Source organism: Streptomyces sp. NPDC001732 (assembly GCF_053596315.1).
Genome location: NZ_JBSFFY010000034.1, coordinates 29588 through 42344 on the forward strand (window position 1 = coordinate 29588; position 12757 = coordinate 42344).

Genomic DNA, 12757 nt, shown 5'->3' on the forward strand with positions numbered 1-12757 from the left:
TCCGGGCGCCCCTTCCCCCAGGGGCCGTCAGCGCCCACGTACCGCTCATGGGCCGCCGTTCGCACGGACACGGACCGTGTGCAGGGAGGGATCCGCGGGGTCGGGGACGTTCATGCCCGCCTCGATGCCCGAGCGGAGGTAATGCAGCACGGGCTCGGTCAGTCGCTCACCGGGCAGGACCACGGGGATGCCCGGCGGGTAGGGCGTGATCATCTCCGCGGCCGTCCGCCCCGCGGCCTTCTCCAGCGGAACGTCCTCGGTCACCGAGAAGTAGGCGTCGCGCGGCAGACACACCTGGGGCAGCCTGAGCTCGTCCGGGCCGGGGATCTCCACCCGCGCCGACGGGCGCAGGGCGTCCGCGTGGCGGGCGAGGTCGCGCAGCGCCGTCATCAGACGGCCGGTGGTGTCGGCGTCGTCGGCGTGGGTGAGCTGCGCGCTGATCCGGCGGTGGTCCATCAGGTGCAGGTCGATCCGGTGGTGCTCGCGGAGCCAGTCGGCCGCCAGATACCCGGAAGTGCCGAGTGCCTCGATGTCGACGACGACCGGCAGCGGATCGAACTCGGCACCCGCCCCCGGCCCGCAGAAGTCGGCGCGGTCGTTGACGTGCATGCCGTCGACGGTCTCGATCTCCTGCCGTACGGAGGCGGCCAGGTCGAGGGCGTACGTCATCAAGGACCGCCCCCGCAGGGCCATTTGGCGCCGCCAGCCGTCGATTCCGGCGTAGAGCAGGACCGAGGGGCTCGTGGTTCCCAGCAGGTCCGCCCGGGAGGCCAGGGTGTCGTGGTCGATCAGTCCGCCCTGCAGATGGAAGACCGACCCCTGCTCCAGACCGCTGCCCATTTTGTGGATGCTGGTGACACAGGTGTCGGCGCCCGCGTCCATGGCCCAGGAGGGCAGGTCCGGGTGGAACGGCAGATGGGCGCCCCACGCCTCGTCCACGACCAGGGGACGCGAGCGACGGTGGCACACCTCGGCGATCGCCCGCAGGTCCGCGGCGGAGCCGTACGGGGTGGGGCTGGTCACCAGGGCGCCGCGGGCGGCGGGATGCTCCTCGAAGGCCCGCTCGAAGGCGTCGGCCGAGGGCGGATGTGCCAGATGGCGTTCGGTGTCCCACTGCGGTTCGACCCACACCGGCTCGATGCCGGACAGGATCAGGCCGGACACCACGGCCTTGTGCGCGTCCCGTCCCACCAGGAGTTCCTGGCCGTGCGCCGCGACGCTGAGCATGGCCGCCTTCACCGAGAGGGAACTGCCGCAGGTGGAGAAGAAGGTGTGCTCCGCGTGGACGGCGTCCGCCATCAGTTCCTCGGCCCGCTCCAGCACGTGCCCCCTCGTCCGCCGGTCGTCCAGCCCCCCGCTGGCCAGGACGTCGCTGAGGAAAACGGCGTCCCCGAGCACGGCGCGCACGGCCGGGTCGGCGCCGCGCGCCTGCTTGTGGCCGGGGGGCGAGAAGCCGAGTTCGTTCCTCTCGTGGTACGCGGCGAGCGCGTCCAGGACGGGCGCCTCGTTGTGGTCCATGCGCATGTACGACGCCTTTCCGTAATTCCGCCGCGCCCCGCTTCCCCGGCGTCACGGGGTGCTCCGCAGGGCCTGGCGGCGGCCGGCGCCACGGCACACGTCCCGAACGCCCTGCCGCGGGACGGGTCGTAGCGGTCCACGGGCCTCACGCGTCCGGCCGCCACCACTTGGCGGAGGGGGCCTGCCCGTACCGTGTCTCAGGTTTTCAGCAGCCGGTTGAAGAACGACCGGTAGCGCTGCAGGGCGACCCGCAGTTCCTCGGTCGGTACTTCCTCGCCCCGCTGCCACTGGCTCTCCAGCCCCTGCTTGTGGTCGGAGAAGGTCCGGGCGAGTGCCTGCATCACCTCCGCGACCAGGGTGTCCGCCGCGCCGACCGCTTCTCGGGGGTCGTCCACGAAGCCGCCCTGGATCCGCTGCCACCGGTTGCGGAACTCCTCCTGCTCCCCGCCGAGCAGGGGTTCGTCCGTCCCGTCCCCTTCCCGGCCTCCAGCGGCGGCCGAGTCGGTGCCGGACGACGGCACCTGCCGTGCCCCGTCCGTACCGCTCGGACCCTCCATATCGCTCGGACCGGCGCCCGGCGCGCCCGGCGCGTCAGACGTGGCCTCCCCGGGGAAGGCCGGGGGAGCGCCGGCCTGTGGGGCTCCGGCAGGGGGCTCGCGGACTTCTGCCGCCGAGGTGTCGCCACCGCGCAGATCGTCGGTGGACAGATTGCTCGCGTCGGACCCGAGGGGGTCCCGGCGTCCCTTCGCCATCTCTTCCTCCATCCGGTCCGGTGTCCCCGTACGGCCAGGCGCCCTCGGCGGGCCGGTCGGGGCAGAAGGCGCGTCCGGGCGTTTCCCGGCTACTGCCGCCGCCCTCCGCTGTCCTGGAGCAACTCGTCGAACAGGTCCCGGTAATGGACCATCGCGCCCCGGAGTTCCTCCGTGGTCGCCTGGTGCCGGCTGCTGCGGTCGCTGACCTCGTGGGCGGTGCGGTAGTGCTCCAGCGTGCGGCCGTGCTCGACCGACAGGTCGCTGACCCGCTGCTCGAAATCCTTGGTCGGATAGCCGCGCTCGCTCATCAGCGCCGTCACCAGCCGGTCGGCCTCGTGGACGGCGTCGTCGGGGCGGTCGACGAAATGCTCCTGGGCCCGGCTCCAGCCCTGGGCGTACTTCTCCCGGTCCGGGGCGGAGAGCGGCTTGATCTCCAACGCGTCGTGGCGCTGTTCCCGTTCCCGCAGTTCGCGTTCCGCCGCCGGACGGCTCTGCTTCTCCGCCACGACCCGTTCGTACTCGGGACCGAACTGCTTCTTCAGATGGCGTCTGCGCACGAACACCCGGGCCACGAGTGCGCACAACAGCAACACGACCACCGCCGCGACGACGATCGCTACAAGGGTTCCGGTCGACATGGCTCCTCCGCCCGTCGATTGCCGAGAAACGAGGAATGGCCGGAGACGTTCTTGTGGCTCTTCCCGGGCAGGCCACTCCCGCGCCCCCTCTCCCGGCGGAGGCCGCCGGTGGGTGACGTCGAGTGAGTTCCTGGGAGCCGACGGACAAGCGTCCCGCCGCTCCTACCAGTAGTGCCGCCGACCGGCGACCGCATGTCCCATTCCTCCGAGGATCCACAGGATCAGACCCACCACGGCGAGAATGATTCCGATCGTCCAGAGGATGGAGATACCGGTCACGAAACCGATGACGAGCAGGATGACTCCGAGAACGATCACGGTGTGCTCCGATCTCGTATGTGCTTCTTTCACTGTGTCTCGTACGGGCCGCCGGGGCAAACGCCCGGGGCCGCGGCCCGGGTGGCCGCGCGGTGCGAACGGCCGCTCGCACCGCTCTCCCGAGGCTCAGCCCCACTGCTTCGCGGTGAGCGGAGCGGTTTCCTCGCCCGCGCCGTGGCGTACGCCCTCGAAGAAGGCGTCCAGTGCCTCCCGCGCCGTTCTGGTGGGGCGCCAGCCCAGGACCTCGTGGGCGCGGCCGCAGTCCAGGACCGGCAGCCGGAGCACCGCGTCGAACAGGTGGGGAGAGGCCGGAACGGCGTGCGCCCGCCAGGCGGCCGCCAGCGCGGTGCGCACCACGGCTCTCGGTACCCGCACCACCCGGGCCCCCAGCAGGTCGCCGAGCTCCCGGGCGTCGATCACCGGTCCCGCCGCCAGATTGAAGGGCCCCCGGACGGGGTTGAGCACGGCCAGCCGGTACGCCTGCGCCGCGTCGTCGGTGTGCAGGGCCTGGAAGCGCAGCCCTTCGAGATCGGGCACGAAGGGCAGGAGGTCGGGGCGCAGCAGGGCGCCGGGCACGTACCGGCCCGCGAAGATCCTGCGCTGTTCACTGGCCGACGTCTCCTTGAAGAGGAACCCCGGCCGCATCCGGACCACCCGGACCTGTGGATGCCGCAGTTCGAAGGTGTCCAGCACCCGTTCCAGATACGCCTTCTCCCGGCAGTAGGCGGCGTCGGGCCAGCCGTGCGTGGGCCAGTCCTCGTCCACGCCGGGCTCGCGCTTCGGCCCCGGTGAGTAGGCGCCCACGGAGGAGGCGTGCACCAGGGCCGGGACGCCCGCCTTCGCCACGGCGTCGAAGACCCGCATCGATCCGAGCACATTGCTCCGCCAGGTGATCACGGGGTCGTGGGTGGGCTGGAAACGCCAGGCCAGGTGGACGACCGCGTCCGCGTTCGCCAAATGGGCCTCCAGCGCGCCCTGGCTGTCGCGCCGGGAGAGGTCCACCGCTTCCCACTCCACCCCCGGCAGCGAGACCTCCGGGACCCGACGGGCCAGCCCGAGGACCGTGTCCACCTGCGGTTCCTCCGACAGGGCCCGGACGACACTGGTGCCCACGTTCCCGGTGGCTCCGGTGACCACGACGCGCAGGCCCGCGTGTGAGTTCATCGTCATTCCTCCGTTCGTGCCCGGCGCGGGGCCGCCGTGCTCCGACGGCCTGCGCCCCGGACCGTTCGTCCTCGGGTCATTCGTCCTTCGCCGCAGGGCCGGGGGCGGCCGGCCGCCGGCCGGTACGACGCCGGTGACTGGTGTCGCACCACGGGGGGATCCGGCTGCGCCGACAGGTGCAGACGGCGACGACGAAGCGGTCGGAGACCGCGGTCGTTCCGTCCGGGCCGGTCACTTCCACCGGACCTTCCACCAGCAGGGGGCCGTGGCCGGTCAGGGTGACACGTCGTCGGGACTCAGGTCTGTTCGGCACGGATGACCACCAGTTCCTCGTATCCGTCGTCCGCGGTCATGAGTTCTCGCGCGCGCAGCCACCGCATCCTGGAGCGCAGAACCGGCCCCGGCGGTATGCGGGTCCGTGCGCTGACGGACGTCTCCAGACCGGCCCGGGACAGACGGCGCACCGTGGCGTCGGGATCGCACAGTCCGGAGTGCACCATGAGGAGCACCCCTCCCCGGCGCAGCATCGTGGGGGTCTTGTCGCAGACCCGGTCCACCACCGCCCGCCCGTCCGGCCCCGCGTCCCAGGCCCGCGAGGCGCCCCGCGCGGGAACCCCCGCCCTCGGGGACGGCACGTACGGCGGGTTGCAGAGCACCAGGTCGTAGGAGCGTCCACCGACCGCGGAGGTGAGGTCGCCGCGGCGTACGGTGATCCGCCGGTGGTGCAGAAGGGCGTTGAGCCGGGCCGTCACCACGGCCCGGCGGACGATGTCGACGGCGGTCACGCGCCCGCCCAGCTGTGCGGCGCGCAGGGCCAGGGCCCCGCTTCCCGTGCCGAGGTCCAGCACGTCGGTGCCGGGGCGCACGCCCTCCCGTTCGAGAGCCGTCATCAGCAGCCCGGTGTCGCTCTGCGGCGCGTAGACGCCCGGCAGCGTGATGAGGGAAGAGCCCGAGAATTCCGTGAGTTCCCCAGCCATGCGTCTGCTCCCGTCGAAGAGGACCGGGCCGTGTTTCCAGGTTCCTCCCGGACGGTCCGGGCCGCCTCCCGGGAGGCGGGACCACCGCTGTCCGGGCGCCCAGGTCCTCAGGCGCCCCAGCGTGCGAGGAGCCGGTCGGCGAGACGGTCCTCCAGGTACGAGGTGGCGGTGATGCCGAACGCGACGTCCTGCTCCAGGCCGGGCTCGTCGTCGAGGAGTCCGCGGACGACGTCGCGGCGGACCACCTGCTCGTGCACGGCATCGGCTTCGACGTGCTCGGTGTAGAAGAACTCCGCGGCCGGACCGGCGCCCGTGCGCCTCATGGCGAGGGCCAGGCGCCGGGAGGCGGGCGAGGAGGTGATCTCCACGGCGGCGAAGTGCCCCACCAGAGCACCGCGCAGACGGCGGTGGAGGCCGAAGAGCGACATGGCGTTCACCAGGGCGAGCATCTCCGCGTGGCCGTCGTCGAGATAGTGGCCGTACTCCGGATCCAGGCCCAGATCCGTCATGAGGTCCGCGAACAGCCGGGCGTGCACGCGCTCGGCCCGGCCCCCGCCGAACTCGTCGTACTCGACCGCGGCCATCCCCGCCTTGGCGCGACCGCCGAGCCGCGGCAGCACCCACGCGTGCGGATCCGCCTCCTTCAGGTGGTACAGGGAACGCTGCGCCGCGTACTCGCGCAGGTGGCGCAACGTGCCGCGCTCCTGGAGGAATTCGGGTACCCCGCCTCCTTCCACGGGCTCCACCAGCAGTCCGGCCAGGACGTCGTCCAGGGGAAGCCGGGCGGGGGCGTCACGACGCAGCGCCGTCAGGAAGCGGTCCTCCAGCACGGCGCGCACGGTCAGGAGCGAGGGATTCCACTCCCACTCGGGAGCCACCCCGGCAAAACCCCGGTAGTGCAATTCGTAGGCGGTGTACAGCGCCAACTGGAGGTCGTCGCCGTAGGGATCCGTCTCCCGCGCCGCCGCGGGGCCGGGCGGCGGGCACCGTCCCAGGAGGCAGCCGGTCAACGCCTCGGAGAGCGGGCCCCGGTGCCGTGGCAGTGCCGGTCCACGTGGGTCCGCGTCCGTGTCCATGTCTCTCACCCCCGTCCGGGGCCGGGCGCCCCGCGCGAGTCCCGTCGGGCGGGCACCACGCGCAGCGGCCCGCCCGCCCCTCGATGCTCGCCCCGCACGCGCCTTCGCGCATCTTTGGCGCCGCGCGGCCCCGGGCTTCCGGCACGGCGTCGGCGACGCGGCGTCAGCCCCGTCCGCCGGGACACGCACCACTCAGCGCGATCCGCAACTTCAGGCAGAGGCCCAGGACCTGACCGAGTGTCACCACCTCGGCGGCGCCCTTGCCGCAGAGGGGCGAGCAGGGGAGCCCGGAGTTCTTCGTCGGCAGATGCAGAACGGTGGAGAACATGCGCCGAGCATACGGATGGGGGGTATGTGGCGCCAGGGGGAACCGGATGGAGCCGGCTTTCGGGGTGTGTCCGCCGTCGGACTTCCTCTCGCCTGGCGGGCGGATGTGCAACGCCGCTTCCATACCCCGCTGGGGTATGTTACCTTCCGGTCGTCCGGATACCCCCCAGGGGTACAAAGATCCGATCAGGGAGCAAGTGATGTCGGCTGTCAACCCTCGGCGGTGGTGGGCACTGGGCGTGCTGGCCACCGCCCAGTTCATGGTCATCATGGACACTTCGATCATCGGGGTCGCGCTCCCCGAGATGCAGCGCGATCTCGGCTTCACCCAGGGGAACCTGCAATGGGTCTTCAACGCGTACGTCATCGCCTTCGGCGGGCTCCTGCTGCTCGGCGGCCGCCTCTCCGACCTGCTCGGCGCCCGGAAGGTGTTCGCGGGCGGCTGGGCGATCCTCGTCGCGGGCTCCGTCGTGGCCGCGGCCGCGGGTGACGCCACCACCGAGATCGTGGGGCGCGCCGTGCAGGGCGTGGGCGGCGCCCTCATCGCGCCCGCCTCGATGACGCTGCTGATGATGCTCTTCGGCCACAACCCGAAGGAGCTCGGCAAGGCGCTCGCCTTCTACGGCGCGGCAGCCCCCGCGGGCGGTACGGCCGGAGTCTTCCTCGGCGGCGTCTTCACGGAATGGACCAGCTGGCCCTGGGTCTTCGTCATCTACATCCCCATCGGCCTCGTGACCCTGGCGGCCACCGGTCTGCTGCCCGCCGTCCAGGGGCGCCGGGGCTCGGTCGACGTCCTGGGCGCGACCGCGGTGACCGCGGGACTCGCACTCGTGGTCCTCGCCGTCGTGCGCGCACCCGAGATCGGCTGGGGTGCGACCTCGACCATGCTCGAACTCGGCTCGGCGGCCGTGCTGTTGGCGCTCTTCCTGGTGATCCAGCGCTCCGTCCGCACTCCGCTCATGCCGCTGGGCATCTGGCGGACCCCGCGGCTCGGGGCGTCCAACCTGGCCATGGCCCTGCTCGGCGCCGCCTGGATCCCGATGTGGTACTTCCTCAACCTCTATCTGCAGCAGGTGCTCGGATACGGCGCCTTCGCCAGCGGCGCGGCGCTCCTGCCCATGACGGTCCTGCTGATGATCTTCATGACGACGATCACCGCCCGTCTCCTCGCCCGGTTCGGTGCCAAGCCGCTCGTCGCGGGCGGACTGTTCGTCCTGGCCGCGGGACTGGTGTGGCTGTCCGCCGTCGAGCCGACCGGCACCTTCCTGGTCGACGTCCTGCCCGCGTCGCTGGTCGCGGCGCTCGGCATGTCCCTCGCCTACATCCCGGCGATGATGACCGCCATGTCGGGAGCCCCCCAGGAGCAGGCGGGTCTCGCCTCCGGCATCGTCAACACCACCTATCAGGTGGGTTCGGCCCTCGGCCTCGCCGCCCTCACCGCGCTGGCGACGTCCCGGGGCGCGGGCAGGCTCGGTGATCTGCCCGCCCTCACCGACGGGTTCGCCTCGGCCTTCACCGCGGCGGCGGCGATCGCGGCGGCCGGCGGACTGCTCACCCTGGCCCTGATGCGGGGCGAGAAGAGCGAACCGGCCCCGGGCCGGGACGCCGCGCCGCGGAAGGACGGCGAATCGGTCGGCGCGTGACCACGACGCGCGAGCGCGCGAAGGACGTCACCGCGGTGCGGGACCGGCGGGCATCGATCATCCGATGCCCGCCGGTCCCGCACCGAGTGAACACCGCACCGCGAACCGCTTCGTGCTGCTCGCCCCAGAGGACCGGCGGCACACCGGCACCGCCCCCCGCGACCACGTCGAACGGCTCCTGTGCGAACTGTTCGGCGAGGTGCTCGGGTGTCCGGGGTATCGGTCGACGACGGGTTCTTCGACCTCGGCGGACACTCGCTGCTGGTCACCAGGCTGATCGGCCGGGTACGGGACGCCCTGGGGGCCCGGCTGGGAATCCGCGCCCTGTTCGAGGCGCCGACCGCGGCCCGACTCGCCAGGAGGACCAGGGGCTAGGGCGGCGGCAACAGCTTCGACGTACTCATCGCCCTGCGCGAGCACGGGCACGGCACACCCGTGTTCTGCACCCACCCGGCGAGCGGGTTCGCCCGGTCCTGCACCGGTCCGCTCCGTCACCTCGACGACAGCGTCCCGGTGGCCGGACTCTCCGTCGACGACGGGCGGCCGGCGTCCCCGCCCGGGTGCGAGAGCCGGACGGAACGCGGCCGGGGCCATGTGGTCTGCGGCACAGGGGCCGCCCGCCGCCCTCGCCCCTCTGGAGCCCCGGGGCCGCTCCGGGAGCGGAATCCGGCCGCCGTCGGCGTACGACCGGTGCCCCGGCCCCGCCCCGGGCCGTGACGCGCGTCTCTACCCCGGGAGCCGGTCGTACTGGCACTGTGGTCGGGTCCTCGGGGGACACCACATGCCGGCCGAACCGAGCGAGATGCCATGACCGCGACTGCTGCCGAAACCGTCACCACCCACCTCACCGCCCGCCTCCGCGCGCGCACCGGCGGCCCCCAGGACGGTCCGAAGATCCTGGAGACCGTGCTGGGCTGGACGCTCGTCGTGCTGGTCGCCGTGTTCGTCACCCGGGCCGGCCTCATGTGAGGGGCAGGGCGGTACGGGACGCCCCGGCACGGGCGGGACGGGACGGAAGGCCGACCGGCCCGCCGCCCCGTCCCCGGGTTCTCGTGACTACTGGATCGCCTTGATCAGTTCGCCGTCGGTGGTGTCACCGCTGAGTTCCCAGAAGAAGGTGCCTCCCAGGCCCTGGCCCTTCGCCCAGGTCGTCTTGGACGTGATGGTGGCCGGGGTGTCGTAGCTCCACCAGTTGGTGCCGCAGTGGGCGTAGGCGGTGCCGGCGGCCGTGCCGGTGGCGGGGCAGCTGTTCTTGAGGACCTTGTAGTCCTCGATGCCGGCCTCGTAGGTGGCGGGGGCGGGGCCGGTGGCGGTGCCGCCGGGGGCGTCCTGGGTCACACCGGTCCAGCCGCGGCCGTAGAAGCCGATGCCGAGCAGCAGCTTGGAGGCGGGCACGCCCTGGGTCTTCAGCTTGGCGATGGCGGCCTCGCTGTCGAAGCCCTCCTGCGGGATGCCCTCGTAGGAGGTCAGCGGGGAGTGCGGAGCGGTGGGGCCCTTCGCGTCCCAGGCGCCGAAGAAGTCGTAGGTCATCACGTTGTACCAGTCCAGGGACTGGGCGGCGCCTGCGTAGTCGGTGGCGTCGATCTTGCCGCCGTCGGAGGCGTCGGCGGTGATGGCGGCGGTCACCAGGTTGTCGCCGCCGAACTTGGCACGCAGGGCCGAGGTGAGGCCCTTCAGCGCGTCCGGGCCGCTGGTGTCACAGGTCAGGCCGCAGGCGTTGGGGTACTCCCAGTCGATGTCGATGCCGTCGAAGACATCGGCCCAGCGGGGGTCCTCCACCAGGTTGTAGCAGGACTCGGCGAACGCGGCCGGGTTCTTCGCGGCCTCACCGAAACCGCCGGACCAGGTCCAGCCGCCGAACGACCAGATGACCTTCAGGTCCGGGTGCTTCTTCTTGAGCTTGCGCAACTGGTTGAAGTTGCCGCGCAGTTCCTGGTCCCAGGTGTCGGCCACGCCGTCCACCGACTGGTCGGCGGTGTACGCCTTCTCGTAGTCGGCGTACGCGTCACCGATCGTGCACTTGCCGCCCTGGACGTTGCCGAAGGCGTAGTTGATGTGCGTGAGCTTGTCGGCGGAACCCGAGGAATTGATGTTCTTGACGTGGTAATTGCGTTGGTAGACGCCCCAGTTGGTGAAATACCCGACCACCTTGTCACCGGCCGCCGTGGGGGCGGCGTCGGCGTTCGCGGGGGCCGCCGCACGCGGGGCGGCCGGGACCGTGCCGGCCGACGCGGTACCCGCGACACCCAGCAGGGCGGCGCCGAGGGCGACGGTACAGGCGGCTGCGGTGAGCGCCCGGAAGCGGGCGCGGGGGCGATGCGGTCCGAACATCTTGGCTCCTCGTGGGGGAGGGAACGTACATGTGGGGTGTACGGCCGGCCACCGCATGGATTTGGCATGAACGCGGAAAGGCCGGTCTGCCTGGAACCGTAGAAGGACTAGACCAGTTGGGTCAATGGTTCGGACCAATTCCGGTGGTCGTCCCGCCCGCCGCCGAGTCGCCCGGCCGCCCCGTGACGGATATCGTCCGATCGGGCATACTCGACCCGCCACAGCCGCTGGCCAGCAGCTCTCGTAATCCGGGAGGGCCGACACCGGTTGGGCAGCAGTGCTTGTCCGGGCCCGTCCCGGAAACCCCCGACGGCGCCGCCCACACCCCCTTCGCGCGCGACCGTCGCAACGCCCGACAGGGAGGAGAGCGCCGTCATGTCCGACCGTGCCTTGCATGTGGTGGAACGCCGTCTGCCCACCGAGGAATCCAGACAACTCGTCGCGCTCGTCCGCGACATCGCCCAGCGGGAGATCGCGCCCGGGGCCGCGGAGGAGGAGGAAGCGGGCCGGTTCCCGCGCGAGGTCTTCTCCCTGCTCTCCGAGTCCGGCCTGCTCGGACTGCCCTACGACTCCGCCCACGGCGGCGGCGACCAGCCGTACGAGGTGTACCTCCAGGTCCTGGAGGAGCTCGCCGCGGCCCGGCTCACCGTCGGCCTCGGCGTCAGCGTCCACTCCCTCGCCTGCCACGCGATCGCCGGATACGGCACCAAGGAGCAGCAGGCCGAACACCTCCCGGCGATGCTGGGAGGGGGCCTGCTGGGCGCCTACTGCCTCTCCGAGCCCGCCTCGGGCTCCGACGCCGCCTCGCTGCGCACGAAGGCCGTCCGGGACGGCGGCGACTGGGTCCTCACCGGCACCAAGGCGTGGATCACCCACGGCGGCATCGCCGACTTCTACACCGTCCTGGCCCGTACCGGGGTCGAGGGTGCCCGCGGTATCACCGCCTTCCTGGTCCCCGGTGACGCCGAGGGGCTGAGCGCGGCCGCCCCCGAGAAGAAGATGGGCATGAAGGGCTCGCCCACCGCCCAGCTGAACTTCGACGACGTACGCGTCGCCGACGCCCGCCGGATCGGGGAGGAGGGCCAGGGCTTCGCGATCGCCCTGTCCGCCCTCGACTCCGGGCGCCTGGGCATCGCAGCCTGCGCGATCGGCGTCGCCCAGGCGGCCCTGAACGAGGCGCTCGGCTACGCCGCCGGGCGGCAGCAGTTCGGCCGCCCCATCGCGGACTTCCAGGGGCTGCGCTTCATGCTCGCCGACATGGCCACCCAGATCGAGGCGGGCCGGGCGCTCTACCTGGAGGCGGCGCGGCTGCGCGACGAGGGCAAGCCCTTCTCGCGCCAGGCGGCCATGGCCAAGCTGTTCTGCACGGACACGGCCATGCGGGTCACCGTCGACGCCGTCCAGGTGCTCGGCGGGTACGGCTACACCCTGGACTTCCCGGTCGAGCGGCTGATGCGCGAGGCCAAGGTGCTCCAGATCGTCGAGGGCACCAACCAGATCCAGCGCATGGTCATCGCCCGCCACCTCGCGGGTCCCGAGACGCGCTGACCCGCACCGGCCGGTCCGACCACACGGGCGTCGTCATGATCCGGATCCACTCCTGGTCGTGACGGCCCGGCAGGGTCCGGTTCGTGCTCTCCCAGTGGCGCAACAGGGCCTGGTAGATGGGCGGATCGGTGAAGTGCGGCCCCGGGCGCGGCACGGAGCGGGGGGAGACGGGCCGGGGCACCGGTGGTGAACCGGGCTGCGGAATCGTTTCTTCAGTGGTCGGTGCGGCGAGGCGACGGCGGCCGAGGCCGGCCGTGGGATGCGGCGGGATCATGCATGGGCAACGCTGCGGAGCGACCCCGGGTCACTGTCCGGTCGATTCGAGAGCCTGTTCGTCGCCTCCCCGGGCGACGGACTTCCCGCCCGGCGTCGCCGCAGCGGCTCCTTCCGGGGTGGTGCGTGCCGCCCCCGGTCGGCCCGGCCGCGGTGTGCGGTGGCCGCGGGCACCACGCCGCGGGACGGTCG

The 12757-nt window shown here is 72.1% G+C and carries 14 protein-coding genes; 4 read left to right on the forward strand and 10 right to left on the reverse strand.

What is annotated here, in order from left to right; genetic code table 11:
• Nucleotides 1-45: 45 nt before the first annotated feature.
• The 9 genes from ACWCXX_RS26710 to ACWCXX_RS26750 all read right to left on the reverse strand — a co-directional run bounded on the left by ACWCXX_RS26710 (nt 46) and on the right by ACWCXX_RS26750 (nt 6771).
• Nucleotides 46-1524, reverse strand: a complete 1479-nt coding sequence (locus ACWCXX_RS26710) for an aminotransferase class I/II-fold pyridoxal phosphate-dependent enzyme (protein WP_451131456.1) — start codon at nt 1522-1524, stop codon at nt 46-48.
• A 191-nt stretch (nt 1525-1715) separates the two neighbouring features.
• On the reverse strand, nt 1716-2270 hold the full coding sequence (locus tag ACWCXX_RS26715) for a hypothetical protein (protein ID WP_451131458.1): 555 nt from the start codon (nt 2268-2270) through the stop codon (nt 1716-1718).
• An 89-nt stretch (nt 2271-2359) separates the two neighbouring features.
• Nucleotides 2360-2908, reverse strand: a complete 549-nt coding sequence (locus ACWCXX_RS26720) for a hypothetical protein (RefSeq protein WP_451131460.1) — start codon at nt 2906-2908, stop codon at nt 2360-2362.
• Between the two features lie 162 nt (nt 2909-3070).
• A complete protein-coding gene (locus tag ACWCXX_RS26725) occupies nt 3071-3226 on the reverse strand; it encodes a DUF6131 family protein (protein WP_385327443.1) in 156 nt (51 codons plus the stop codon).
• 126 nt (nt 3227-3352) lie between these two features.
• Complete coding sequence (locus ACWCXX_RS26730; protein ID WP_451131462.1) at nt 3353-4390, reverse strand: NAD-dependent epimerase/dehydratase family protein; 1038 nt, start codon at nt 4388-4390, stop codon at nt 3353-3355.
• Between the two features lie 76 nt (nt 4391-4466).
• Complete coding sequence (locus ACWCXX_RS26735) at nt 4467-4703, reverse strand: CDGSH iron-sulfur domain-containing protein (RefSeq protein WP_451131464.1); 237 nt, start codon at nt 4701-4703, stop codon at nt 4467-4469.
• The gene (locus ACWCXX_RS26740) at nt 4687-5367 is read right to left on the reverse strand and encodes a HemK2/MTQ2 family protein methyltransferase (protein ID WP_451131466.1); all 681 of its coding nucleotides are present in this window, start codon (nt 5365-5367) and stop codon (nt 4687-4689) included. The genes ACWCXX_RS26735 and ACWCXX_RS26740 overlap by 17 nt, the downstream gene beginning before the upstream one ends.
• 107 nt (nt 5368-5474) lie before the next feature.
• On the reverse strand, nt 5475-6443 hold the full coding sequence (locus ACWCXX_RS26745) for an iron-containing redox enzyme family protein (protein WP_451131468.1): 969 nt from the start codon (nt 6441-6443) through the stop codon (nt 5475-5477).
• Nucleotides 6444-6606: 163 nt separating this feature from the next.
• The gene (locus tag ACWCXX_RS26750; protein ID WP_451131470.1) at nt 6607-6771 is read right to left on the reverse strand and encodes a hypothetical protein; all 165 of its coding nucleotides are present in this window, start codon (nt 6769-6771) and stop codon (nt 6607-6609) included.
• A gap of 199 nt (nt 6772-6970) precedes the next feature.
• Between ACWCXX_RS26750 and ACWCXX_RS26755 the strand changes: the two genes are divergently transcribed.
• The 3 genes from ACWCXX_RS26755 (at nt 6971) to ACWCXX_RS26765 (ending at nt 9382) form a co-directional block, all read left to right on the forward strand.
• Nucleotides 6971-8413, forward strand: coding sequence for an MFS transporter (locus ACWCXX_RS26755; RefSeq protein WP_451131472.1), 1443 nt, complete (start codon nt 6971-6973; stop codon nt 8411-8413).
• Between the two features lie 207 nt (nt 8414-8620).
• A complete protein-coding gene (locus tag ACWCXX_RS26760) occupies nt 8621-8788 on the forward strand; it encodes a phosphopantetheine-binding protein (protein WP_451131474.1) in 168 nt (55 codons plus the stop codon).
• Between the two features lie 432 nt (nt 8789-9220).
• On the forward strand, nt 9221-9382 hold the full coding sequence (locus tag ACWCXX_RS26765; RefSeq protein ID WP_451131476.1) for an SCO1431 family membrane protein: 162 nt from the start codon (nt 9221-9223) through the stop codon (nt 9380-9382).
• An 87-nt stretch (nt 9383-9469) separates the two neighbouring features.
• On the opposite strand, the gene ACWCXX_RS26770 is transcribed toward ACWCXX_RS26765, so the two are convergent.
• Nucleotides 9470-10744, reverse strand: a complete 1275-nt coding sequence (locus tag ACWCXX_RS26770; RefSeq protein ID WP_451131478.1) for a glycoside hydrolase family 18 protein — start codon at nt 10742-10744, stop codon at nt 9470-9472.
• Between the two features lie 375 nt (nt 10745-11119).
• On the opposite strand from ACWCXX_RS26770, the gene ACWCXX_RS26775 reads away from it, so the two are divergent.
• Complete coding sequence (locus ACWCXX_RS26775; protein WP_451131480.1) at nt 11120-12292, forward strand: acyl-CoA dehydrogenase family protein; 1173 nt, start codon at nt 11120-11122, stop codon at nt 12290-12292.
• Nucleotides 12293-12757: the final 465 nt, after the last annotated feature.